20 protein-coding genes are annotated in these 23,531 nt (G+C 75.4%); 8 read left to right on the forward strand and 12 right to left on the reverse strand.

Annotated features, from left to right (window positions below):
• Window position 1: 1 nt before the first annotated feature.
• The 3 genes from HL189_RS21395 to HL189_RS21405 all read right to left on the reverse strand — a co-directional run bounded on the left by HL189_RS21395 (window position 2) and on the right by HL189_RS21405 (window position 3,217).
• The gene (locus HL189_RS21395) at window positions 2-1,084 is read right to left on the reverse strand and encodes a M20 family metallopeptidase (protein ID WP_369135757.1); all 1,083 of its coding nucleotides are present in this window, start codon (window positions 1,082-1,084) and stop codon (window positions 2-4) included.
• The gene (locus HL189_RS21400) at window positions 1,081-1,311 is read right to left on the reverse strand and encodes a hypothetical protein (RefSeq protein ID WP_369135758.1); all 231 of its coding nucleotides are present in this window, start codon (window positions 1,309-1,311) and stop codon (window positions 1,081-1,083) included. The genes HL189_RS21395 and HL189_RS21400 overlap by 4 nt, the downstream gene beginning before the upstream one ends.
• 178 nt (window positions 1,312-1,489) lie before the next feature.
• Window positions 1,490-3,217: a glycerol-3-phosphate dehydrogenase/oxidase gene (locus tag HL189_RS21405; RefSeq protein WP_369135759.1), complete on the reverse strand. Its 1,728-nt coding sequence runs from the start codon at window positions 3,215-3,217 to the stop codon at window positions 1,490-1,492.
• Window positions 3,218-3,327: 110 nt separating this feature from the next.
• On the opposite strand from HL189_RS21405, the gene HL189_RS21410 reads away from it, so the two are divergent.
• From HL189_RS21410 to HL189_RS21435, 6 genes are all read left to right on the forward strand, one after another.
• A complete protein-coding gene (locus HL189_RS21410) occupies window positions 3,328-4,089 on the forward strand; it encodes an IclR family transcriptional regulator (protein ID WP_369135760.1) in 762 nt (253 codons plus the stop codon).
• Entirely contained in the window at window positions 4,086-5,600 is a 1,515-nt protein-coding gene (glpK, locus tag HL189_RS21415; RefSeq protein ID WP_369135761.1) for a glycerol kinase GlpK, read from the forward strand. The genes HL189_RS21410 and glpK (HL189_RS21415) overlap by 4 nt, the downstream gene beginning before the upstream one ends.
• Before the next feature lie 141 nt (window positions 5,601-5,741).
• Window positions 5,742-6,479 carry an MIP/aquaporin family protein gene (locus tag HL189_RS21420; protein WP_369135762.1) on the forward strand — a complete coding sequence of 246 codons (738 nt, stop codon included), beginning with the start codon at window positions 5,742-5,744 and terminating at the stop codon, window positions 6,477-6,479.
• Between the two features lie 100 nt (window positions 6,480-6,579).
• Complete coding sequence (gene glpK, locus HL189_RS21425; RefSeq protein WP_369135763.1) at window positions 6,580-8,097, forward strand: glycerol kinase GlpK; 1,518 nt, start codon at window positions 6,580-6,582, stop codon at window positions 8,095-8,097.
• Between the two features lie 69 nt (window positions 8,098-8,166).
• Window positions 8,167-8,511, forward strand: coding sequence for a PadR family transcriptional regulator (locus HL189_RS21430; RefSeq protein WP_369135764.1), 345 nt, complete (start codon window positions 8,167-8,169; stop codon window positions 8,509-8,511).
• A 10-nt stretch (window positions 8,512-8,521) separates the two neighbouring features.
• Window positions 8,522-9,100: a hypothetical protein gene (locus tag HL189_RS21435; protein ID WP_369135765.1), complete on the forward strand. Its 579-nt coding sequence runs from the start codon at window positions 8,522-8,524 to the stop codon at window positions 9,098-9,100.
• 31 nt (window positions 9,101-9,131) lie between these two features.
• Here HL189_RS21435 and pgm read toward each other — a convergent pair whose 3' ends face one another.
• Window positions 9,132-10,766, reverse strand: coding sequence for a phosphoglucomutase (alpha-D-glucose-1,6-bisphosphate-dependent) (gene pgm, locus HL189_RS21440; protein WP_369135766.1), 1,635 nt, complete (start codon window positions 10,764-10,766; stop codon window positions 9,132-9,134).
• 116 nt (window positions 10,767-10,882) lie between these two features.
• On the opposite strand from pgm, the gene HL189_RS21445 reads away from it, so the two are divergent.
• Window positions 10,883-14,158, forward strand: a complete 3,276-nt coding sequence (locus HL189_RS21445; RefSeq protein WP_369135767.1) for an SNF2-related protein — start codon at window positions 10,883-10,885, stop codon at window positions 14,156-14,158.
• 34 nt (window positions 14,159-14,192) lie between these two features.
• On the opposite strand, the gene HL189_RS21450 is transcribed toward HL189_RS21445, so the two are convergent.
• The 5 genes from HL189_RS21450 to HL189_RS21470 form a co-directional block, all read right to left on the reverse strand.
• The gene (locus tag HL189_RS21450) at window positions 14,193-14,612 is read right to left on the reverse strand and encodes a VOC family protein (RefSeq protein ID WP_369135768.1); all 420 of its coding nucleotides are present in this window, start codon (window positions 14,610-14,612) and stop codon (window positions 14,193-14,195) included.
• Window positions 14,609-15,493, reverse strand: coding sequence for a helix-turn-helix domain-containing protein (locus HL189_RS21455; RefSeq protein ID WP_369135769.1), 885 nt, complete (start codon window positions 15,491-15,493; stop codon window positions 14,609-14,611). The genes HL189_RS21450 and HL189_RS21455 overlap by 4 nt, the downstream gene beginning before the upstream one ends.
• A 64-nt stretch (window positions 15,494-15,557) precedes the next feature.
• The gene (locus HL189_RS21460) at window positions 15,558-15,935 is read right to left on the reverse strand and encodes a DUF4190 domain-containing protein (RefSeq protein ID WP_369135770.1); all 378 of its coding nucleotides are present in this window, start codon (window positions 15,933-15,935) and stop codon (window positions 15,558-15,560) included.
• Window positions 15,936-16,046: 111 nt separating this feature from the next.
• The gene (gene bluB / locus HL189_RS21465) at window positions 16,047-17,783 is read right to left on the reverse strand and encodes a 5,6-dimethylbenzimidazole synthase (protein ID WP_369135771.1); all 1,737 of its coding nucleotides are present in this window, start codon (window positions 17,781-17,783) and stop codon (window positions 16,047-16,049) included.
• Between the two features lie 30 nt (window positions 17,784-17,813).
• Complete coding sequence (locus HL189_RS21470; RefSeq protein ID WP_369135772.1) at window positions 17,814-18,656, reverse strand: alpha/beta fold hydrolase; 843 nt, start codon at window positions 18,654-18,656, stop codon at window positions 17,814-17,816.
• 135 nt (window positions 18,657-18,791) lie between these two features.
• On the opposite strand from HL189_RS21470, the gene HL189_RS21475 reads away from it, so the two are divergent.
• A complete protein-coding gene (locus HL189_RS21475; protein ID WP_369135773.1) occupies window positions 18,792-20,540 on the forward strand; it encodes a DEAD/DEAH box helicase family protein in 1,749 nt (582 codons plus the stop codon).
• Window positions 20,541-20,562: 22 nt separating this feature from the next.
• Here HL189_RS21475 and HL189_RS21480 read toward each other — a convergent pair whose 3' ends face one another.
• The 3 genes from HL189_RS21480 to HL189_RS21490 form a co-directional block, all read right to left on the reverse strand.
• Complete coding sequence (locus tag HL189_RS21480; protein ID WP_369135774.1) at window positions 20,563-22,134, reverse strand: DUF222 domain-containing protein; 1,572 nt, start codon at window positions 22,132-22,134, stop codon at window positions 20,563-20,565.
• A gap of 77 nt (window positions 22,135-22,211) precedes the next feature.
• A complete protein-coding gene (locus tag HL189_RS21485) occupies window positions 22,212-22,658 on the reverse strand; it encodes a GNAT family N-acetyltransferase (protein ID WP_369135775.1) in 447 nt (148 codons plus the stop codon).
• A 64-nt stretch (window positions 22,659-22,722) separates the two neighbouring features.
• Entirely contained in the window at window positions 22,723-23,139 is a 417-nt protein-coding gene (locus tag HL189_RS21490; RefSeq protein WP_369135776.1) for a flotillin domain-containing protein, read from the reverse strand.
• Window positions 23,140-23,531 lie beyond the last annotated feature (392 nt).

The following is a 23,531-nucleotide window of genomic DNA, read 5'->3' on the forward strand; positions in this document are numbered from 1 at the left end:
ATCAACGCCACCGGCTGAGCACGTCGCCGAAGGCGGTGACCGCCTGGTGCACCTCGGCCAGCTCGACGTACTCGTCGACCGCGTGCATGACCGCCGGCGTGCCCGGCCCCCACACGACGATCGGGGCCCGGCCGGTGACGCCGGTGAGCACCGACGCGTCGGTGAAGTAGGTCGCCGGCGTCGGCTCGACCTCCGCGGGCAGGGTGGTGACCCACGGGTCGTCGGCCGGCGTGCGCACGGGCGGCAGGTCGACCAGCACGTCGATGCCGGCCACCTCGGGCTGCTGCTGCCACCAGGTGCGCAGCTGGTCGCCGGTGCCGACGAGCCGCTGGTCGACGACGGCCTCGGCCCGGTCGGGGACGACGTTGGGCACGGTGCCGCTGCGCAGCACGCCCGGGTTCCAGGTCTCCCGGCCCAGGAACGGCTCGGTGCCCAGGGGCAGCTGCTCGCCCGCCCGGCCCAGCACCGCGACGAGGTCCAGGAGCGCGTTGTGGCCGCGCTCGGGGGTGCTGCCGTGGGCCGCGACACCCTCTGCCCGGACCCGGAGCCACAGCGCGCCCTTGTGGCCGAGCACCACCCGGTTGCCGGTGGCCTCGGGGACGACGACCGCGCCGACGGCCAGCTCGGCGACCGCGCCGGCGGCGGCCGCGGCACCGCGGGACCCGGTCTCCTCGTCGCTGGTGAGCAGCAGGGCGACCGGGGTCTCCGGGTCCGCGGCGGCCACCGCGGCCGCGGACGCGACGACCCCGGCCTTCATGTCCGACCCGCCCCGGCCCCAGATCCGCCCGCCGTCCAGCTCGGCGCTGAACGGGTCGCGCTGCCAGCTGCCCGGATCGGCGGCCGGGACCGTGTCGACGTGGCAGGCCAGCAGCAGCCGGGGGCGGTCCGGGGCGGCGGGGGAGGTGAGCAGCGTCCACGGCTGGTCCCGGTCGGTGCCGTCCCGGCGCTGGAGGTGCGGTGCGGCGGCGGTGACCGCGTCGGCGACCGCGCCGAGCACGGCGCGCTGCGCGGCGGCGTCCCCGGAGATGGTCGGGGTGCGGACGAGCTCGCGGAGCAGGTCGACGGCGTCCACGGCACGGCTCACGCGTACTGGCAGGCCTGGCACAGGCCCGTGTCGTCGGGGACGTCCTCGACCGCGACGATCTCGACCCGCTGGCCGCACAGCGCCGGGACCTGCTCGTCCGCCTCGCGCGCGGCCCGGCCGGGGCCCTCCGCGACGGCGTGCAGCGGCCCGGTCCACCGCTCGGCCGGCGGGACCTGCTGGTGATCCGGCGCCGCGGCGTTGCGCGCGCGCCCGACGAGGTTCGGCATGCCCCTACCCTGCCATCGGTCCCGGCCCACGACCGAACCCACCGCCGGTACGGATGACCGGCCGCGAGGCCGTCCGGGGCGCCGGTGCGGACCCGGAGGGTCCCGCCGGCGACCCGGGCAACGGCTCAGCGACGGCCGGGACGGCACGTGGCCGCGGTGGAGCCCGGAAGGGCGACCTTCAGTGCAGCGCCCGGCCCACGGCCACCGCGCGGGTGTCGGGGGCGGCGGCCCGGACGGCGTCCGCGGCCTGGTCGTCGGCCGCCTCCTGCGAACGCCGCTCGGCGTCGACCCGGGCGCGGTAGCTGTCCACCTCGTTGGCGATCCGCCCCTCGTCCCAGCCGAGGACCCCGGCCACCGCACGGGCCACCGGCTCCGCCGAGTCGACCCCGCGGTGCGAGGTCTCGATGGAGATCCGGGTGCGGCGGGCGAGCAGGTCGTCCAGGTGCTGGGCGCCCTCGTGCGCCACCCCGTACACGAGCTCGACCATGAGGTACTCCTCGGCACCGGGCACCGGCTCGAGCAGCGTCGGGTCGTCGGCGGCCAGGGACAGGACCTCCGGGGTGAGCGACCCGTACCGGTTGAGCAGGTGCTCGGCGCGGAAGTGCGGGATGCCCCAGCGCTCGGCGAGCGCGTCGAGGGAGTTGGCCATCGCCGCGTACCCCTCGGCACCGACCAGCGGGATGTTCTCGGTGACGCTGTGCGGAACGGGCCGGGTCACGTCGTCGGCGACGGCGTCCACCGCGTCGGCGGCCATCGGCCGGTAGGTCGTGTACTTGCCGCCGGCCACCGCGATGACGCCGGGCATCGGCCGGGCCACCGCGTGCTCGCGGGACAGCTGGCTGGTCAGCTCCGACTCACCGGACAGCAGGGGGCGCAGCCCGGCGTACACGCCGGTGATGTCGTCGTGGGTCAGCGGCACCGCCAGGACGGCGTTGACGTGCTCGAGGATGTAGTCGATGTCCGCCCGGGACGCCGCGGGGTGCGCCTTGTCCAGCGTCCAGTCGGTGTCCGTCGTGCCGACGATCCAGTGGCTGCCCCAGGGGATGACGAACAGCACGGACTTCTCGGTGCGCAGGATCAGCCCGGTCTCGCCGTTGATCCGGTCACGCGGGACGACGATGTGCACGCCCTTGCTGGCGCGCACGTGGAACCGGCCGCGGCCGCCGACGAGGGTCTGGATGTCGTCGGTCCACACGCCGGTCGCGTTGACCACGACCTCGGCCCGGACGTCGACCTCCTGCCCGGTCTCGACGTCCCGCACGCGGACGCCGGTGACCCGGCCCCCCGCGTGGGAGAAGGCCACGACCTCGGCCGAGTTGAGCACCGTGGCGCCGTACAGGGCGGCGGTGCGCGCGACGCTCAGCGTGTGCCGGGCGTCGTCGGCCTGCGCGTCGAAGTAGCGGACGGCGCCGACCAGCGCGTCGGGCTTGAGCGCCGGGAACAGCTTGCGGGCACCGGTGCGGGTCAGGTGCTTCTGCATCGGCATCGGGGTGGACAGCGCGCCGACCCGGGCCAGGCCGTCGTAGAGGGTCAGCCCCGCGGTGACGTAGGGCCGCTCCCAGTGGCGGGTGAGCGGGTAGAGGAAGGGCACCGGCTTGACCAGGTGCGGGGCGAGCCGGGTGACGCTGAGGTCGCGCTCGTGCAGCGCCTCGCGGACCAGGGTGAACTCGAAGGACTCCAGGTAGCGCAGGCCGCCGTGGAAGAGCTTCGACGAGCGGGACGACGTGCCGCTCGCGAAGTCGCGCGCCTCGACCAGCGCGGTCCGCAGGCCACGGGTGGTGGCGTCCAGCGCGACGCCCGCGCCGGTCACGCCGCCACCGACGACCAGCACCTCGAACTGGGTCGTGGCGAGCTCGGCCCAGGCCCGGGCACGCTGCTCGGGGCCGAGCGGGGGGACTGCGGTCATTCCGACACCTCCGACGGGAAGGGCTGGGCAGCCACGTTAGGCGGGGTGGATCTCCACCGTCGACGTCGCGCGTTCGACATCGTCGGACGGATCTGGCCTACCGTGCCGCCATGCCGGGCAGTGTGCAGTCTCTGGAGCGCGCTGCGGCGATCCTGCGCGCGATCGCCGGATCCGGCGGCCAGATGGGCGTCACCGAGCTGGCCGGCGTCGTCGGGCTGGCCAAGACCACCACCCACGGGCTGCTGCGCACCCTGCTGTCGCTGGGGTTCGTGGAGCAGGACGCCGACTCCGGGCGGTACCGCCTGGGCACCGGGCTGCTGGACCTCGGGTCCCACTACCTCGACGCCAACGAGCTGCGGTCCCGCGCCTCGAACTGGTGCGACTCGCTGGCCGCCCGCAGCGGCTGCTCGGTGCGGCTGGGCACCCTGGCCGGGTTGCAGGTGGTCGTCGTCCACCACGTCTTCCGGCCCGACGACTCCGCCCAGGAGCTGGAGGTCGGTGCCGCGCTGCCCGCCCACGCCACGGCCCTGGGCAAGGTGCTGCTGGCCTTCCGGCCGGCCGCCAGCCGGCCACCGGCGGACCCCCGCCTGGAGCGGTCGACCGCCGCGACGATGGTCGACCCGGCCAAGCTGGCCGCCGAGCTGAAGGCGGTGCGCGGGCGCGGCTGGGCGGTCCAGCGCGAGGAGCGCGTCCCCGGCGAGGGCGGGCTGGCGGCACCGGTGCACGGCGCCGGCGGCCTGGTGGTCGCCGCGCTCGGGGTGACCGCACCGGTGCCGGAGGTGCTCGGGAGCGCCGGCGCGGTCCGCCCGGCGCTGCTGGAGATGGTGCTCGAGGCGGCCGCGGCGGTCTCCCGGGAGCTGGTGCGGTCGTGACCGAGCGCTACGTCCTGGCCGTCGACCAGGGGACCACCTCGACCCGGGCGATCGTCTTCGACCGGGGCGGCCGGCTGGTCGCCGTCCGCCAGCGGGAGCACCGGCAGTTCTTCCCCCGGCCGGGCTGGGTCGAGCACGACCCGGAGGAGATCTGGGCGAACACCCAGCTCACCGCGGCCCAGGTGCTGCGCGACGTGGCCGGGCGCCCGGGGCGCGTGGTGGCGCTGGGCATCGCCAACCAGCGGGAGACGACGGTCGTCTGGGAGCGGGCCACCGGCCGGCCGGTGCTCCGGGCGCTGGTCTGGCAGGACACGCGCACCGGCCCGCTGGTGGAGGAGCTGTCCGCCCGGCCGGACGCCGCGATCGTGCGGGAGCGCGCCGGCATGGAGATCGCCGGCTACTTCGCCGGCCCGCGGCTGCGCTGGGTGCTCGACGCCGTCCCGCGCGCGCGGGAGCGCGCCGAACAGGGCGAGCTGCTCTTCGGGACGATGGAGAGCTGGCTGATCTGGAACCTCACCGGCGGACCGGACGGCGGCGTCCACGTCACCGACGTCACCAACGCCAGCCGCACGCTGCTGATGGACGTGCGCACCTGCGCGTGGGACCCCGACCTGCTGGACTTCTTCGGGGTGCCCGCCGCGATGCTGCCGGAGATCCGGCCCTCGATCGGGGTGCTGGGGACGGCGACCGCACTGCCGGTGCCGGTGCCCATCGGCGGGGCCCTGGGCGACCAGCAGGCCGCGCTGTTCGGGCAGACCTGCTTCTCCCCCGGCGAGGCCAAGTGCACCTACGGGACCGGGAGCTTCCTGCTGCAGAACACCGGCACCGAGCTGGTCCACTCGGCGCACGGGCTGATCAGCACGGTCGCCTACCAGCTGGCGGGGGAGCCGGCGCACTACGCGCTGGAGGGCTCGATCGCGGTCACCGGCGCCCTGGTGCAGTGGCTGCGGGACGGCCTGGGCCTGATCGGCTCCGCCCCGGAGGTCGAGACCCTCGCCCGCACGGTCGACGACAACGGCGGGTGCTACATCGTGCCGGCCTTCTCCGGGCTGCTCGCCCCGCACTGGCAGGGGGAGGCCCGCGGGCTGGTCGCCGGGCTGACCTCCTACGTCACCAAGGGCCACCTGGCCCGGGCGGTGCTGGAGGCCACCGGGTGGCAGACCCGGGACGTCGTCCGGGCGATGGACGCCGACTCCGGGCTGCACCTGTCCGCGTTGCGCGTCGACGGCGGCATGACGACCAACAACCTGCTCATGCAGTTCCTCGCCGACGTCCTCGACACCCCGGTCGTGCGGCCGATGGTGGGGGAGACGGTGAGCCTGGGTGCCGGGTACGCGGCCGGGTTGGCCGTGGGGATGTGGTCGGACACCGGAGCACTGCGCGGGAACTGGCACCGCTCGGCCCAGTGGTCGCCGCGCCCGCAGCGGGCCGCCGAGCTCGACGCCGAGTACGCGGCGTGGGAGCGCGCCGTCCGGCTCAGCATCGCGTGGGGCGACCGGCACTTCCGCTGAGCAGACACCCCGTCCGACATGGTCGTACACCGACCCGTTGCCGGGTGTTGATCACTGTGATTACGGTCACCCGGCCAGCCGTCGTCCCCCCGCACCGGCCGGGCGGCGGCACCGCATCACCGATGATGAGGAGAGCCGCGCGTGGACACGACCAGTCTGTGGACCGTCTTCTTCAGTGAAGTGCTCGGTACCGGCATCCTGCTGCTGCTGGGCGTCGGCGTGGTCGCCAACGTCGCGTTGCCCAGGACGTACGGCAACGGCGGCGGCTGGATCGTCATCATCTTCGGCTGGGGGCTCGCCGTCTTCGCCGGTGTCTACGCCGGCGCCTCCTCCGGGGCGCACATCAACCCGGCGGTGACGCTCGGCCTGCTCGCCAGCGGCACGGACGAGTACGCGCCCGGGGTCGACGTCAGCGTCGCCAGCACGCTCGTCTACGTGGCCGGTCAGCTGGTCGGGGCGTTCCTCGGCGCTGTCGTCGCGTTCCTGGCCTACCGCGCCCACTACAACGACCCCGACGCCGCCGGCACCCAGCTGGGCACCTTCTCCACCGGCCCGGCGATCAAGAGCACCGCGGACAACCTGGTCACCGAGATCATCGGCACGTTCGTGCTCGTCTACATCATCCTGCGGTTCGGCGACACCCCGGGCCAGCTCGGCCCGCTGGCCGTCGCGCTGCTGGTCGTCGGCATCGGCGCCTCGCTGGGTGGGCCGACCGGCTACGCGATCAACCCGGCCCGCGACCTGGGCCCGCGCATCGCCCACGCGGTGCTGCCCATCCGGGGCAAGGGTGACAGCAACTGGGGCTACTCCTGGGTGCCGGTCGTCGGCCCGATCATCGGCGGCGTCATCGCGGGGCTCTTCTCGCACGTCTCGATCTGACCCCTCTTCCACCCGGGGTCGGAGGCGAGCAGCCTTCCCCCACGCGGACCCCGGACCCCATCCGACCCGTAGCAGGACACGACCGAGCAAGGAGGCTCCCGTGGCTCAGTACGTCGCCGCGATCGACCAGGGCACCACGAGCACCCGCTGCATGCTCTTCGACCACGACGGCGCCGTCGTGTCGGTGGGCCAGAAGGAGCACGAGCAGATCTTCCCGCGCGCCGGCTGGGTCGAGCACGACCCGATGGAGATCTGGCGGAACACCCGTGAGGTGGTGGGCCAGGCCATCGCCCGCAGCGACGCCGGCGTCTCGGACATCGTCGCCGTCGGCATCACCAACCAGCGCGAGACCACGGTCGTGTGGGACAAGAGCACCGGCCAGCCGGTCTACAACGCGATCGTCTGGCAGGACACCCGCACCGCGGCGATCGTCGAGCAGCTCGGTGCGCTCGGCGGCGGCGCCGACCGGTACAAGGACCGGGTCGGCCTGCCGCTGGCCACCTACTTCGCCGCGCCGAAGGTCCGCTGGATCCTGGACAACGTCGACGGCGCGCGGGACGCCGCCGAGCGCGGTGACCTGCTCATGGGCACCATCGACGCCTGGCTGATCTGGAACATGACCGGGGGGACGGACAACGGCCTGCACCTCACCGACGTCTCCAACGCCTCCCGGACCATGCTGATGGACTACCGCACGCTGGCCTGGGACCCGGCGATCGCCGAGGAGATGGGCGTCCCGATGTCCATGCTGCCGGAGATCCGGTCCAACTCCGAGGTCTACGGCAAGGGCCGGGCCGCCGGCTTCCTCGCCGGCGTGCCGATCGCGGGCTCGCTGGGCGACCAGCAGGCCGCCACCTTCGGCCAGGTCTGCTTCACCAAGGGCATGGCCAAGAACACCTACGGCACCGGCAACTTCATGCTGCTCAACACCGGTGAGGAGGCCGTCCCGTCGAAGAACGGGCTGCTCACCACGTTGTGCTACCAGCTCGGCGACGCCAAGCCGGTCTACGCCCTCGAGGGCTCGATCGCGGTCACCGGCTCGCTGGTGCAGTGGGTGCGGGACAACCTCGGCATGATCAAGAGCGCGCCCGAGATCGAGGACCTGGCCCGCTCGGTCGACGACAACGGCGGCTCGTACTTCGTGCCGGCGTTCTCCGGGCTCTTCGCGCCGCACTGGCGGTCCGACGCCCGTGGCGCCGTCGTCGGGCTCACCCGCTTCGTCAACAAGGGACACCTGGCCCGCGCCGTGCTGGAGGCGACCGCCTACCAGACCCGCGAGGTGCTCGACGCGATGAACGCCGACTCGGGGGTCGACCTCACCGAGCTGCGGGTCGACGGCGGCATGGTGGGCAACGAGCTGCTCATGCAGTTCCAGGCCGACATCCTCGACGTGCCGGTGATCCGGCCGAAGATCGCCGAGACCACCGCCCTGGGCGCGGCGTACGCGGCCGGGCTGGCGGTCGGCTTCTGGAACGGCCTGGACGAGCTGACCGCGAAGTGGGCCGAGGACAAGCGCTGGGAGCCGCAGATGGCCGACGACCAGCGGGAGCGCTACTACCGCAACTGGCAGAAGGCGGTCACCAAGTCCCTGGACTGGGTGGACGAGGACGTCAGCTAGACCAACCTCCCGCGTGCACGCCGCGCATCTAGCTTGCCAGACTGACTAGTAAGCCGTACTGTCTACCGCGTGGTGGAGGAACGGTGGCCTGGCGAGTGGATGCGCGGCGTGCTGTCGTTGTGCGTGCTGCGCGTGGTGGCCGACGGCCCGACGTACGGCTACGCGATCGCCGGTCGGCTCGCCGACGCCGGGCTGGGCTCGGTCAAGGGCGGCACGCTCTACCCGATCCTCGCCCGGCTCGAGGCCGACGGGCTGGTGACGTCGTCCTGGGAGGCCGGCGACGCCGGTCCCGGCCGCAAGTTCTTCACGCTCACCGGCGCCGGGACGAGCGCCCTCGGCGAGCGCACGGAGCAGTGGCACGCCTTCACGCAGCGGGCTGCCGCCCTGCTGTCGTCCCCGCACGTCCCCGCCTGAGGAGGCTCCCGTGGAGTACCGGCTGAGCACCACCGACCAGGGCTGGTGCGACGACCTGCTGCTCGCCCTGCGGCTCCGGGACGTCCCCGGCACCCGGATCGGCGAGGTGCTCGCCGAGGTGCAGAGCCACCTCGCCGAGACCGGCGAGGACCCCCGCGAGGCGTTCGGCGAGCCGGGGGAGTACGCCGACGAGGTCGCCGAGGCGCTCGGGATGCCCGTCCCCGTCACCGCCGGCGGCATCTGGCGGGGGCTGATCCGCTCGCTGACCTGGCGCGACCTGGCCACCGCCGTGGTCGTCGGACTGGCCAGCGCCCTGCTCGCCGACGGGCTGTGGTCCCTCGGTGCCGGCGAGACGGCGGCGTTCGGCCAGCCCGCCGGACTGGTGACCGCGGCCGCCGCCCTCGTGCTCGCGGGGTACGTCACCTGGCTGGTGCGGGGGGCCCGGCGCGAGCCCGGCGACCCGGTCGTCGACCCCCGCACCGGCGAGGACATGGCCCGTTTCCCCCGCGCGGCGATGGCCCTGATGGTCGCCGTCCCCGTCCTGTCCCTGGCCGGGATGGTGTTCGGCGGGTACCTCACCCGCACCTGAGCGGCCGGAGACGCGACGTCGGCCGCTGGGGTCAGCCGGCGAGCGCGGCGCTCACCACCGCCCGGGCCTCCTCCTGGACCTCGGTCAGGTGGTCGGGGCCGCGGAAGGACTCCGCGTAGATCTTGTAGACGTCCTCCGTGCCCGAGGGCCGCGCGGCGAACCAGGCGTTCTCCGTGGTGACCTTCAGCCCACCGATCGAGGCGTCGTTGCCGGGGGCCCGGGTGAGCTTCGCGGTGATCGGCTCGCCGGCCAGCTCGGTGGCGGTGACCGCCTCCGGGGAGAGCTTGCCCAGCTTCGCCTTCTCCTCCCGGCTGGCGGCGGCGTCGACCCGCGCGTACGTGGACTCGCCGAAGCGTTCCGTCAGTGACGCATGCAGCTGCGACGGCGAGCTCCCGGTGACCGCCTGGATCTCGGCGGCCAGCAGGGCGAGCAGGATGCCGTCCTTGTCCGTCGTCCACACGCTGCCGTCCCGGCGCAGGAAAGACGCGCCGGCCGACTCCTCGCCGCCGAACCCGACCGTGCCGTCGAGCAGGCCGGGCACGAACCACTTGAACCCGACCGGCACCTCCACCAGCCGGCGGCCGAGGTCGGCGACCACCCGGTCGATGAGCGACGAGGACACCAGCGTCTTGCCCACCGCCGTCCCCGCCCCCCACTCCGGGCGGTGCGAGAACAGGTAGGAGATCGCGACGGCGAGGAAGTGGTTGGGGTTCATCAGCCCGCCGTCGGGGGTGACGATGCCGTGCCGGTCGGCGTCGGCGTCGTTGCCCGTGGCGATCTGGAAGTCGGCGCGCTTGCCGATCAGCGAGGCCATCGCCGCCGGGGACGAGCAATCCATCCGGATCTTGCCGTCCCAGTCCAGCGTCATGAACCGCCAGGTCGGGTCGACCAGCGGGTTGACCACGGTGAGGTCCAGCCCGTGCCGCTCGGCGATCTCGCCCCAGTAGTCGACGCTCGCCCCGCCCAGCGGATCGGCGCCGATGCGCACCCCGGCGTCCTTGACCGCGGCCAGGTCCAGGACGCTCGGCAGGTCGTCGACGTAGGTGCCGAGGAAGTCGTAGGGCTGGGCGGCCGCACGGGCGCGGGTGAACGGGATCCGCTGCACGCCCTCCAGGCCGGCGCGCAGCAGCTCGTTCGCCCGGCGGGCGATCCAGCCGGTCGCGTCGGTGTCGGCCGGTCCGCCGTTGGGCGGGTTGTACTTGAAGCCGCCGTCCCGCGGGGGGTTGTGCGACGGGGTGACGACGATGCCGTCGGCGAGACCGCTGGTCTTGCCACGGTTGGCGGTGAGGATCGCGTGGCTGACCGCGGGCGTGGGCGTGTACCCGTCGGCGGCGTCGACCAGCACGGGGACGTCGTGGGCGGCCAGCACCTCCAGCGCGCTGGCCCAGGCCGGCTCGCTGAGGCCGTGCGTGTCGCGGCCGATGAACAGCGGACCGTCGTAGCCCTGCTGCGCCCGGTACTCGCAGATCGCCTGGGTGGTGGCGAGGATGTGCGGCTCGTTGAAGGCGCCGTCCAGCGCCGAGCCGCGGTGGCCCGAGGTCCCGAACGCCACCTGCTGCGCGACGTCCTCCGGATCGGGCGCGACGGTGTAGTAGGCGGTGACCAGGTGCGCGACGTCGACCAGGTCACTGGGCTGCGCGGGCTGTCCGGCACGGTCGGAGCTCATGGCCCATGATCCTGGCCCGTCGGGGGCCCGGACGGCGACTCGGTGTCACCCGCTGGTGGTCGTCCCCGTGGGCTCGCTTCCCCGGTCCGGTCGGTGGGCGGCCGTAACCTGGCCGGGTGCTCGGCGCCTGGCAGGAGATGGTCACCGACGCGGCACTGCAGGACGCGGTCGGGCCGGAGGTGCTCGACCGCGCCCGGGCGTACGTCGCGCGCAGCGTGCTCGACGTCCGGCTCGCCGACGACGCCCGCCGGCTGACCGGGCTGGTCCAGGGGGGCGCGCCGACGCCGTACCGGACGACCGTCGTCCGCACCGACGGCGGCCGGGTCGGCTGGGCCGGTGCCTGCACCTGCCCGGTGGGCGATGACTGCAAGCACGCCGTGGCGGTCCTGCTGTCCCTGCGGCCGGCCCTCCATGACGCCCGGCGCACCGCTGTGCGCAGCTGGGAGCAGGAGCTCGAGGAGCTCGTGGGCGCCGCCGCGCCGGAGGCCCGCGCGGCGGTGCCGATCGGGCTGCAGTTCGAGCTGGTCGACCCCGGGCCCGGGCGCGGTCGCGCCTCGGTCGGCGCGCCGGGCAGCCGGCAGCGCCTGGTCCGGCTGCACCCGGTGATGCCCGGCAAGCGGGGCTCCTGGGTGCGCACCGGCGTCTCCTGGCGGCAGCTGCAGTACGACAGCGTCCGGGCCGGCTGGGACCCGGCGCACCTGGCCGCGCTGCGCGCCCTCCACGCCACCCACCAGGCGGCGCGCAACCAGTACTACTCCTACGCCCCGACCGACGTGTACCTGCACGAGTTCGGCCCGGGGCTGTGGCGGCTGCTCGCCGAGGCCGTCGCCGACGGCGTCCCGCTGCTGACCGCCGACCGGCCGCACCGGCCGGTGCGGCTGCTCGCCGACGCCGCGGACGTGGCCGTCGACCTGCGCCGGGACGGCGACTCCACCGATCTGTCCGCCGTGCTGCGGGTCGACGGCCGCGCGATCGACCCCGGGCGGCTGTCCTTCCTCGGCGTCCCCCCGCACGGGGTCACCGTGGACGGGCCCCGCCGGGACGAGGCGGCCGACGGCGCGCCCGGTCTGCTGCTCGCCCGGCTCGACCGGCCGGCGCCGCCCGCGCTGGCCGGCCTGGTGATGCGGGGCGGCACGATCGGCATCCCGGCCGGTGACGTCGACCGGTTCCTGCGCGACTGGTACCCGGGGCTGCGGCAGACGCTGCCGGTCATCTCGGCCGACGGCTCCGTGGAGCTGCCCGACGTCCTGCCGCCGCGGCTCGCCGTCGAGGCCCGCTACCCCGGCGACGGGACGGTCTGCGTCACCTGGTCGGTCCGCTACGGCGCGCACCGGTCCTTCTCCCCGGCGGCTGCCGACGAGCTGGTCCCCGCCGGCTCCGGCCGGGACCCGGCGGCGGAGGAACGGCTGGTGGAGGCGCTCCCCGGCCCGGTCGGCGGGCTGCCGGAGCTCTGGACGCCGGGGCGCCGGCTGGCGGCGACCGCCGAGCTGTCCGGGATGGAGGCGCTGGAGTTCACCACCGACGTGCTCCCCGCGCTGCGCGCCGACGGGGGAGTCGACATCACCGTCGTGGGCACCCCCACCGCCTACCGGCAGACCCACTCCGCGCCGCAGATCAGCTTCACCGCCCGGGACAGCCGGGAGTCCGACTGGTTCGACCTCGGCGTCACCGTGACCATGGACGGCCAGCACGTGCCGTTCGCCACCCTCTTCCAGGCGCTGGCCGCCGGCCGCACCCGGCTGGTGCTGCTGTCCGGCACCTGGTTCTCCCTGCAGCGCCCTGAGTTCGAGCAGCTCCGGCTGCTGATCGAGGAGGCCCGCGCGCTCCAGGACGTTCCCGGGGACGGGGTGAAGGTCAGCCGGTACCAGGTCGCGCTCTGGGAGCAGCTGATGGGCCTGGGGGTGGTGGAGGAGCAGAGCGAGCGCTGGACCCGCGAGGTGCGCGGGCTGATCGACGCCGAGCACGCCGCCCCACCGCCGGTGCCCGCCGGGCTGGCCGCGCAGCTGCGGCCCTACCAGCACGAGGGGTACGGCTGGCTGTCGTTCCTGTGGGACCACCGGCTGGGCGGTGTGCTCGCCGACGACATGGGGCTGGGCAAGACGCTGCAGACACTGGCCCTGCTGGCCCGGGCGCACGAGGCCGGGGAGCTGGACGCCGCGCCCGCGCTGGTGGTGGCACCGACCAGCGTGGTCTCCACCTGGGCCCGGGAGGCGGCCCGGTTCACGCCGGGGCTCCGGGTGGTCACCGTGGACGAGACCGAGCGGAAGCGGGGCACCTCGCTGGCTCGGCGGGTGGCCGGCGCGCACGTCGTCCTCACCTCGTACGCCCTCTTCCGGATCGACGCCGACGCGTGGACGTCCCTGCCCTGGCGCGGGCTGGTGCTCGACGAGGCCCAGTTCGTCAAGAACCACCGGGCGCGCACCTACCAGTGCGCGCGCCGGCTCGAGGCGCCGGTCAAGCTGGCCCTGACCGGCACGCCGCTGGAGAACAGCGTGATGGACCTGTGGGCGCTGATGTCGATCGTCGCGCCCGGGCTCTTCCCCGATCCGCAGCGGTTCACCGAGCAGTACCGGACGCCGATCGAGCGGGACGGCGACGCCGAGCGGCTGGCCGTGCTGCGCCGGCGGATCCGCCCCCTGGTGCGCCGCCGGACCAAGGAGATGGTCGCCGCCGAGCTGCCGCCCAAGCAGGAGCAGGTGCTCGAGGTGGTCCTCAACCCGCGGCACGAGAAGCTGTACCTGACCCACCTGCAGCGGGAGCGGAGCAAGGTCCTCGGGCTGGTCGAGGACATGCAGAAGAACCGGATGACGATCTTCCGGTCGCTGACCCTGCTGCGGCAGCTGAGCCTGGACCCGGCGCTGGTCGACCCGGCCTACGCCGACGTGCGGTCCAGCAAGGCCGACGCGTTCCTCGAGCACCTGCGCGAGGTGGTCGCCGAGGGCCACCGGGTGCTGGTCTTCAGCCAGTTCACCCGGTTCCTGGGCGGCATCCGCGACCGGCTGACCGCCGAGGGCGTGGACTGGGTCTACCTGGACGGGCGGACGCGCGACCGGGACGCACGGCTCGAGGAGTGGCGCACCGGGACCGCGCCGGTGTTCCTGATCAGCCTCAAGGCCGGCGGCTTCGGGCTGACGCTCACCGAGGCCGACTACGTCTTCGTGCTCGATCCCTGGTGGAACCCCGCGAGCGAGGCCCAGGCGGTCGACCGGGCGCACCGGATCGGCCAGGACAAGACCGTTCTCGTCTACCGGCTGGTCGCGGTGGGCACCATCGAGGAGAAGGTGATGGAGCTCAAGGCCCGCAAGCAGGCGCTGTTCTCCCGCGTCGTCGACGACGGCGCCCTCGCCTCCGGTGCGCTGACCGCCGACGACGTCCGGGGCTTGTTCGGATAGGGCCTCCTCGGACAGGGCCTGGCCGGCTGACCGCTCACCCCCGCCGCGGCTGTCCCCGGTAGGTCCCGACGCTCCACAGGTTGCCCTCCGGGTCACGGACGGCGAACTCCCGGCCGTGGCCGGCGTCGTGGAGCTCCTGCAGCACCTCGGCACCGGCGGCCCGCGCCCGGGCGTACGCGGCGTCGACGTCGTCGGTGACCAGGTAGGTGGCCGCGCTCCCGGGCTGCACCGGCCAGGCGCCGTCGTCCCGGACCGAGCCGAGCATGACGCCCCCGCCGAGGGGCCAGGACAGCTCCGCGTGGGCGACGACGTCCCCGCCGCCGTCGGGCTGGTCGCCGTACACGGCGGTCTCCTCGAAACCGAACGCGTCGACGAGGAAGCGGATCAGGCCGCGGGCGTCCCGGGCGCGGAAGGCGGGCCAGACGGTGGGCAGCGGAGCGTCGGGAGTCGTCATGCCGATGATCGTGCCGTCACCGGCGGGCCTCCGTCTTGCACGAATCGGACCTCGGCGGCCAGCCAGCGGGTGGGGGACAGGCCGCTGAACGCCCGCCACTCCCGGGTCAGGTGCGCCTGGTCGGCGAAGCCGGCGGCGACGGCCAGCCCGGCGAGGTCCGGGCTGCGGCCGGCGCCCACCCGGGCGGCCAGCGCGCGGCGGGCCCGGTCGAAGCGGACGACGCGGGCGGCCTCCTTGGGCGACAGGCCGGTCTCCGTGCGGAACCGCGCGCCCAGGTGCCGCTCCGACCAGCCGACCCGGGCGGCGATCTCGGCGACCCGCATCCGCCCACCCGAGGCGGTGGTCAGCCGCCACGCCTCGGCCACCTCGGGCGGTGGCGCACCGCCGTCCGGCGCGCCGCCGTGCCGCAGGCCGCTGTCCCGCACGCCGCGCAGCAGCACCCGCTCCAGTGCCGCGAACCGCTCCGGCCAGGTGCGCGCTGCGCGGAACCGTTCGGTCAGCTCCGCGCCGGCCCGGCCGAGCACGTCGGCGGGCGGGCAGTCGAGCGCGGCGAGCTCACCGGCCGGCAGCCCGAGCAGCCGGCGGGCACCGAGCGGGGTCAAGGCCAGCTGGACGCCGGCCTGCCGCCCCGGGTGGCTGATCAGCGCGGGGGTGGTGTGCAGGCCGCCGAGCAGCGCGTCGAACTCGCCCGGGGCCTGGCGCGGATCGGGGTGGGCGGCCATCCGCAGCGGCTCGTCGAGGGTGACGACGAGCGTCAGGTGCGGCGAGGGGAGCCCGCGGTGGACGCCCGCCGGCAGCCCCTCCTGGCGGTAGCCGACCGCGGCGGTGACCAACCCGCGCAGCGCCGGGTGCGGCCGGTGCGGGAACCACTCCTCACGCATCTGACCAGCATGGACGCCCGGTCGCCTGCTGACCAGGCGGTCAGGCCGTCAGGCGGTCAGGCCGTCAGGCGGTGGCGATCGCCGCCACGAGCCCGAGGGTCAGGAAACCGATGCCGACCCAGCCGAGCACGATGCCGGCGGTCGCCATGCCACCACCGGCGTCGCCGCGCTCCCGGATCTGGCGCTTGGCGATGTAGCCGAAGACCAGGGCGAGCACGCTGCCGATCCAGTAGATCCAGACGATGCCCAGCACCATCGACGCGATGGCCAGCCCGTTGGTGCGCCGCGGCGGCGCGTACGGGTACCCGTACGGCTGACCGTGCGGTCCGGGGTACGGGGGGCCCTGCGGCGGCGGACCGGCCGGCTGACCCCCGTAGGGCGCCGGGTTCCACCCGCCGCCGTCCTGCGTTCCGTAGTACGGCTGGCCGTCCCCAGAGGTCATCTGCTCGTCCCCGTCGTCCCCGGCAGGCCGACCGTCCGGCTCGCCTCGTTCCGGCGAGCGTACGAGCCGGGGCGGCGCGGTGATCAGCGGAGTTCCCCCGGGAGGGTGAGGTCAGCGGTCGACGCGGGCGGCGGTGCGGCGGACGGCGAGCCCCTGACGGAGCAGCCCGGACGCGAGCGCGGCGCCGACCCCCTCGCCGGCGCGCAGCCGCAGGTCCAGCAACGGCTCGCAGCCCAGGGCCTGCAGGACCAGCTCGTGCCCCCGCTCCCGGCTGCGCTGCCCGGCGACCAGCGCGGACTGCGCGGCCGGCTCCAGCAGGACGGCCACCAGCGCCGCCACCGAGGTGGCGAACCCGTCGACCACCACCACGGCCCCGGCGCCGGCGGCCCCGAGCGTCACCCCGGCGAGCACGGCGAGCTCCGGCCCGCCCAGCTCGCTCAACGCGGCCATCGGGGAGAGGTCGGTGCCCGCGCGGGCCAGCGCTGCGCCGACCGCGGAGAGCTTGCGGTCGAGCATCGTGGAGTCCGCCCCCGACCCGAGGCCGACCACCTCCCGTGGTTCCACGTGCAACAGCGCACAGGCCAGCGCCGCCGCGACGGTGGTGTTCGCGACGCCGACCTCGCCGAGCGCGACGAGCCCACCGCGGCCGTGCTGCTGCCCCAGCTCCCGACCGGCGGCGACGAGCCGCTCGGCGTCCGCCGGGGTCATCGCGACGGCGGTCACCAGGTCGCCCCGCGGGCCCGCGGGGCGGACGGCGACCGCACCGGGCACCGCCGGTCCGGTGACCCCGGCGTCCACCACGACGACGCGCGACAGCCCGGCCTCCCGGGCCGCGGTGACCCCGACCGCCGTCCCGGCCACGGCGGCCCGCACGACGTCCCGGGTGGTGCCGCCCGGATAGGCCGACACCCGGTGCGCCGCGAGCGGGTGGTCCGCAGCGGCGAGCACCAGGACCCCGCCGGTCAGGTCCGCGTGCCCCAGCGCGACCGCCCGGTCGACCGCCCTGTCGAGCACGCCCAGCGAGCCGGGCGGGGTCAGCAGCCGGTCGCCGGCGTCCCGGGCGGCGACCACCGCGGGCTGGTCGGGGGCGCGCAGCCGGGACGGGGGAGACGCAGGCTCCTCGCCGTCCTCGGCCGGCCACCGGTCGGTGAGGACGACGTCGGTCAGCGGCTGCCGGCGCGACCAGCCCGCGCGCTCCAGCCCCGGGTCGGGCGGCCGCTCGTCGGGCCAGCCCAGGCACAGCCAGCCCAGGGTGACCACGCCGTCCGGCAGGCCCAGCAGGCCGGCGAGGTCCTCGGGCCGGAAGAGGGTCACCCAGCCCAGGCCCAGTCCCTCGGCGCGGGCGGCGAGCCACAGGTTCTGGACCGCCGCGGCGCAGCTCCAGAGGTCGGCGTCGGGGAACGTGGCCCGGCCGAGCACCCCGGCCGCCGGCGTCCGCCGGTCGCAGCACACGACCACGCCGAGCGGCGCGTCCCGCACGCCCTCCAGCTGCAGGTCGAGCAGCCGGCGGCCGGCATCCGGGTCCAGCTGTGCCGCCTGGCGGAGCCGCTCGCGGTCGGTGAGCACGGCGGCCCGGTCCCGGAGGGCGGCGTCCCGGACGACGACGAACCGCCACGGCTGGCTGTGGCCCACCGACGGCGCCTGGTGCGCGGCGGTGAGGACCCGGGTGAGGACCTCCTCGGGCACCGGATCGGGGCGGAAGCGGCGGATGTCCCGGCGGGCGCTGATGGTGCGGTAGAGCCCGGCCCGGTCGGGGCCGGGCAGCGCCCAGCCGGTGGGGTCGGCGGCGCGCTCGGTGGCGGAGGTGCGGTCGCCGATCACGGGGACGGGCCGCGGCCACGTCGTCACTGCCCGACCTGCCTCACTGCTCGGCCTGCCTCACTGCTCGACCTGCCGGAGGAACCGCCGGACCGCCTCGAGGAAGACCTCCGGCTGCTCCGAGTGCACCCAGTGGCCGGCGTTCTTGACCCGCACCAGCCGGGTGGCGGGGAACAGCGCGTCCATCCGGGGCCGGTCCTCGTCGAGCACGTAGGTGGAGTTGGCGCCGGCGATCCACAGCACCGGCCCGTCGTAGCTCGCGCCCGGCGGGGGAGCGGGGAACCGGCGCAGCTCGCCGAGGTCGCGGGCCAGCGTCTCCAGGTTGAGCCGCCACTTCCAGCCGCCGCCGGCACCGATGCCGTCCCGGACCAGGCTCTGCAGGAGGAAGGACCGGACCATCGTGCTCGGCACGGCGTCCCGCAGGCGCTGGTCGGCCTCTTCGCGGGTGCCCAGCGCGTCGAGGTCGATCGACTGCATCGCCTCGATGAAGGCGGCGAACGGGCTGGCCTCCTCGTCGGGGTCCTCGGTCCGGCCGCCCTTCTCGGGGTAGTCGGTGGGGGCGATGTCGACGACGACGAGGCCGCGCAGGAGCTCCGGCCGGCGCAGGGCGAGCAGCATGGCCACCTTGCCGCCCATCGAGTGCCCGACCAGCGTGACCGGGTTCCCGAGCAGCCCGATCTCCGCCGCGACGAACTCGGCCATGTCGCCGTAGTCGACCCGGTCGGTCCACGGGGAGTGCCCGTGGTTGGGCAGGTCCAGCAGGGTGACCCGGTGACCGTCCTCGGCGAGCTTCCGCGCGATCGTCGTCCAGTTCTTGCCCTGGCCGAACAGGCCGTGCACGAACACCACCCGGGGCCCGGCCTCGCCGAGCGTGCGGGCCGCCAGTCGGATCGGGTCGGTCATCCCCCGATCCCATCAGATGAGGCCGGGCCCATGTCACTGCACCGGTTCGTCGGTGGCCGCGGTTAGCGTCGACGCGCGCCTCCTGGGCGCCCGGTCCCGTCACCTGCCCCTCGTCGTCGCCCTCAGGAGACCTCTGTGCCCGGACGCCGTCGGCGCTCCTCGACCCGTTCCGCCGCTCCTGCGCGGCCCGCGCCCGCGCGGGCGACCCGGCCGCGCGCCGCCGCGCCCGACCTGCCGGTGGCGGGCCCGGGCGAGCGGGTGTGGGTGCTCGCCGTCCCCTTCCGCGCGCCGGCACCGGGGGCGACCTGGCACGCGGGCCTCTCCGCGCACGTGTACGTGGGCCGGGAGCTCCCGCCCGAGCTGGCGCCCTACGACCCGCCGCCGTACACGTTCGAGCGCTTCGTCGAGGACGAGCTCAACGACGTCCCGCGCCCCGTGCCGCCGGCCCGGCCGATGACCCCGCGGCCGGAACAGGTCACCGGGTCCGCGGGGATCGCTGCGCATGCGGCCGCCGGCGGCCGGATGTTCCTGCTCGGCGACGACCCGGGCGTCGGCAAGACGGGCACCGCCGTCCTGGCCGTGCAGCAGATCGCCGGGCAGCGGCCGGTGCGGACCGTGCTCGTGGTCGCCGACCGGCCCGCGGCGATCACCGTGCCGCACTGGGTCCGGTCCATCGCGGCGTTCGGCGGCGCCGCGGACGGAGGGCAGGGCCTGCGCTGGTGCGTCACCACCTGGGACCGGCTGGGCAAGGTCGCCGGGCTGATGAAGGCGACCGGGCAGCGGTTCGACGTCGTCGTCGCCGACGAGGCGCACATGGTCCGGCACACCACGACGCAGCGGTGGAAGCACTGGCGGACCGTCTCAGGGGCGGCGCGGGTGAAGGACGCCCCCTTCGTGCTGCTCGCAACGGCGACGCCGGCGCACAGCCCGCTGGAGCTGCCCTACCTGGCCCCGCACTTCGCCGCCGTGCACGGGGAGCCGCTCCGGGAGTGGTCGGACCTGCCGTCGCGGCTCGCGGCGCACGGGTTCCACGTGGAACGTGCGCGCTACGGGTGGGCCTGGACCGAGGACGCCGACGAGCGCCGCGCGGACCTGGCCCGGCTGCGCAGCTGGCTGGCCGACACGGACCCGCCCGCGACGCTGCACCGGCCCGCACCCTGGGGGCCGGTGTCGGTGACCGGGACGCCGGTCGCGCTGACCCCGGCCGAGCGCGCGCAGTACGAGGCCGAGTGGTCGGAGTTCCGCGCCGAGATGCAGCTGGCGCGGCGGGGCCGGGAGACCGCCCGCGGACGGGCGGCGCTGCTGCGGTTCCGGCAGAAGGCGGGGCTCATCCGGGCCGAGGCGACGGTCGACTGGGTGCGCGCGCAGGTCGAGGCCGGGCGCCAGGTCGCCGTGTCGGTCGAGTTCGTGGAGACGGCGGCCGACCCGATCCGCGCGGCGCTGCTGGACGGCGGCGTCGCGGTCGCCGGCATCTACGGCCGGGACCGCTTCGACGTGGAGGCCGAGCGGCTGCGGTTCCAGCGCGGCGACGCGCCGGTCTGCGTCTTCACCGTGACCGCGTCGATCAGCCTGCACGCCGGAGAGCTGCTGCCCGACGGCCGCACGGCCTCCACCACGCCGCGTGTCGGCCTGTTCCACCAGCCCCGGTTCTCCGGCATCGGCGCCCGGCAGGTGACCGGCCGGACGCACCGGGACCACCAGGTGTCCCCCTGGCGGGTCGCCTTCGCGCAGGACACGGTGGAGGAGGACGTCGCCCGGGTGATGGTCGAGCGGCTCGCGGTGACCGGTTCGACCGCCGGCGGCGACACCGCCGGCCTCCAGGAGATCGCCGAGCTGTTGGACGCCGGCTGGCTGCCGGCCACCTCGCTGACCGGCACCGACTGACCGGCACCGACTGACCGACCCGTCAGGCCGACTGCCGGCGCAGGTGCTCCCGGTGCGCCAGGAGGGCCCAGACGACGTGGCCGAGGTCCATCCGCTCCCCGCCGGAGGACAGGCCGTCGGGCCGGTCGGCGGCCGGATCGACCGGGAGGAGGGGGCGCAGCGCGTCGGTCATCGAGCGTGCGGCGGACGCCCGGCGGGGTGCGGTCGGCAGCGGCGTGACGGTCCCGCCGGCCGGCGCTGCGTCGGCCGGGTCGGTGGGGCTCGGGCGCCGGCCACGGAGCTGGTCGATGGGGTGCACGCCCGCCAGCGGCTCGTCCGTCGGCTGTCCGTCGAGGCCGGCGGCGAAGGCCGCGTCGGCCGGGCCCCAGATCCGCTGCCCCTCCGGCGTGAGCACGATCAGCTGACCGCCGCGCCGGGACATCACCAGCTCCCGGTCGTGCACCAGCCCGTGGTCGACGTCGCAGAGCAGCACCATGCCCGACACGTCGGTGCGCCCGCCGAACGCCCAGCGCCGCAGGTGGTGGGCGTGCAGCCGCTCGATCCGGTCCTCCGTGCAACCGGGCCGCACGCACCCGCCGTCGCGGGCGAGCAGGGCCCGCCGCTGCGCCCGGGTGGCCAGCCGGGCCCGGCGCCCCAGGGCCAGCGGCTGCCCGTTGCGCTCGACGATGACCGTCAGCGCCGCCTCGCACGCCATCCGGCGGACGACCGAGGGGTGCAGGGCGGGACCGCCCTCCAGGTGGGCGCGTCCGGCCGCGGCGTCGTCGGCCAGCACGTCCGCGTCGACGTGGACGACGACCTCCCGCCGCGGCGGGTCGCCGGCCCGCCGGTCGGCCGCGGCGGCGGCGGCGAGCTGCCCCAGGGCCCGGCAGCGGCGGGCGGCCGTGCGCTCCCGCGGGAACGCGTCGGCGTCCGAGCACCCCGGCGGGAACGCATCAAGGGCGTCGCCGGTGCCGGGTGCGGCGGCCCCTCGGGCAACCGCGGCCCGCTCAGCAGCCGCGGCCCGCTCGGTGGCCGCGCGCTCACGGCGGGCGTCCCGCTCGGCCAGCGACTCGATCGCGGCCAGCAGCGCGGCGCCCTCCTCGGCGTCCATGCGGACCTGCAGGGTGAGCATGCCGTCGTCGTCCCACGACCACCGGAAGGCCCGCTTCCCGGTGACCACCCCGTCGTCCACCGCGTCCGACCGGCGCCAGGCCCGCACCACCTTGGCCAGCTGCGAGGCGGTGGTGTGCCCGGCCAGCTCGACCAGCTCCGTCTCCGTCGCCGCGTCGGCCACCCGGGTCAGCTCGCGCACCTTGGAGTACGACAGCCTGCCGTCGGCGAAGGCCCTCGCCGTGACGGGCAGGCCGCTCAGCGCCCGGGCCACCCGGACGTGCTCACGGGCCGCACCCGGACTCAGCCCGCACTGCCACGCCAGCCAGTGGGCGCAGGACACGATGCCGACCCCGGCCCAGCCCCGCCGCCGGTCGAACTCCGCCACCAGGACCAGCCAGGCCGCGGTGGCCGCGGCCAGCCGCACCGCGCCCGAGGTGATCTCCTGCGCCAGCTCTCCCAGCGGCCGCTCCACCGCCGGTGCCGTACCCGTCCCGTCGTCCATGGCGCGACGTTAGGGGAGGGGTACGACGGAACCGGCTGGTCAGGAGGCGGACGGCGTTCCCGCGGGAACGTCCCGGGTCAGCCGGGGAGCCGGCGCATCGGCAGGTGCGGGATGCCGTCCTCCAGGTAGTCCGGGCCGGAGCGCCGGAAGCCGAACCGCTCGTACCAGCCCTCCAGGTAGGCCTGGGCGCCGATGTCGATGGTCCGGCCGTCGCACAGCTCGATGCCGCGCCGGATGAGCTGGGCGGAGAGCCCCCGGCCACGGGCGGGGACGGCGGTCGCCACCCGCCCGATCGACCGGTCCTCGCCGTTCTCGAGCACCCGGATCGTGGCCAGCACGGAGCCCGCGTCGTCGGCGAACCACAGGTGCACCGTCCCGGGTTCGGCGTCCCGCCCGTCGAGCTCGGGGTAGGGGCAGGCCTGCTCGACGACGAACACGTCGACCCGCAGCCGGAGCAGCCCGTAGAGCTCACCGGGGGTCAGCTCCTCGAAGCGGGCGGTCCGCAGGACGGGGGTGCCGGTCACCCGCAGATCGTCCCCCGGGCAGGTGCCCGGCCGGTCGCCCGGGTCAGGACCGCGCCGCGCCGGGTCAGGACCGCGGCTGCGCGCCGTCGCCGTCCAGCTGCACCCGGGTCGCGGCAGGCGCCCCGCCGTCCTCGGTCACGCCCTTGCCCAGCCGGCGCAGCACCGCCCCGACGTCCAGGCCGGTCAGGTCACCGGACAGCTGCAGCCCCTGGGCCACGTTCGCCGCCACCGAGCGGCCGAGCGCTCCCGGGCCGTCGGCGGAGATCACGGTCATCTTCTCCACGCCGGCCAGCGGCGCGGACGCCGCGGCCACGACCTCGGGCAGCACCTTGACCAGCAGGTCCAGGATCGCCGCCTCGCCGTAGTTCTTGAACGCCTCGGACCGGGCGTCCATGGCCGACGCCCCCGCCTGCCGGCGCAGCTTCTCCACCTCGCCCCGCTTGGCGCCCTCGATCGCCTCGGCCTCGGCCTCCTGCTCCACCCGGTAGCGCTCGGCGTCGGCCGGACGGCGGACCTCGGTGTCCAGCTGCGCCTGGGTGAGGCTCGAGTGCGCTCGGCCACCTTCTCCTGGGCGGCGAGCACCTCCTGGTCCTGGGCGGCCTGGGCGAGCGGGCCGGCCGCGGCCGCGCGGGCCTTGGCCGCGTCGATCTCCGCGTCGATCTCGGCCTGCTTGAGCGCGAGCTGCCGCTGCGACGGCGATCGCCTCGTCCGCGAGCAGCTGCTCCTGCTGGGCGGCCTGCCGGGCGCGCGCCTCGGCGATCGAGGTCTCCTTGAGCACCCGCGCCGCTGGTCAGCCGGCCCACGATCGAGCGCAGCGCGCCGGCCAGCACCTCCGAGGTGAAGGTGTCGCCGATCGCGATGAGCAGGGTCACG

Source organism: Modestobacter sp. I12A-02662 (assembly GCF_041028325.1).
Classification (GTDB): domain Bacteria; phylum Actinomycetota; class Actinomycetes; order Mycobacteriales; family Geodermatophilaceae; genus Modestobacter.

Bases quoted from the DNA above. Each gene is read 5' to 3' on its own strand.
- HL189_RS21450 (WP_369135768.1), bottom strand. From the start codon at position 14,612: ATGACGACTCCCGACGCTCCGCTGCCCACCGTCTGGCCCGCCTTCCGC.
- HL189_RS21405 (WP_369135759.1), bottom strand. From the start codon at position 3,217: ATGACCGCAGTCCCCCCGCTCGGCCCCGAGCAGCGTGCCCGGGCCTGG.
- HL189_RS21480 (WP_369135774.1), bottom strand. From the start codon at position 22,134: ATGGACGACGGGACGGGTACGGCACCGGCGGTGGAGCGGCCGCTGGGA.
- HL189_RS21460 (WP_369135770.1), bottom strand. From the start codon at position 15,935: ATGACCTCTGGGGACGGCCAGCCGTACTACGGAACGCAGGACGGCGGC.
- HL189_RS21400 (WP_369135758.1), bottom strand. From the start codon at position 1,311: ATGCCGAACCTCGTCGGGCGCGCGCGCAACGCCGCGGCGCCGGATCAC.
- HL189_RS21410 (WP_369135760.1), top strand. From the start codon at position 3,328: ATGCCGGGCAGTGTGCAGTCTCTGGAGCGCGCTGCGGCGATCCTGCGC.
- HL189_RS21470 (WP_369135772.1), bottom strand. From the start codon at position 18,656: ATGACCGACCCGATCCGACTGGCGGCCCGCACGCTCGGCGAGGCCGGG.
- pgm (WP_369135766.1), bottom strand. From the start codon at position 10,766: ATGAGCTCCGACCGTGCCGGACAGCCCGCGCAGCCCAGTGACCTGGTC.
- HL189_RS21455 (WP_369135769.1), bottom strand. From the start codon at position 15,493: ATGCGTGAGGAGTGGTTCCCGCACCGGCCGCACCCGGCGCTGCGCGGG.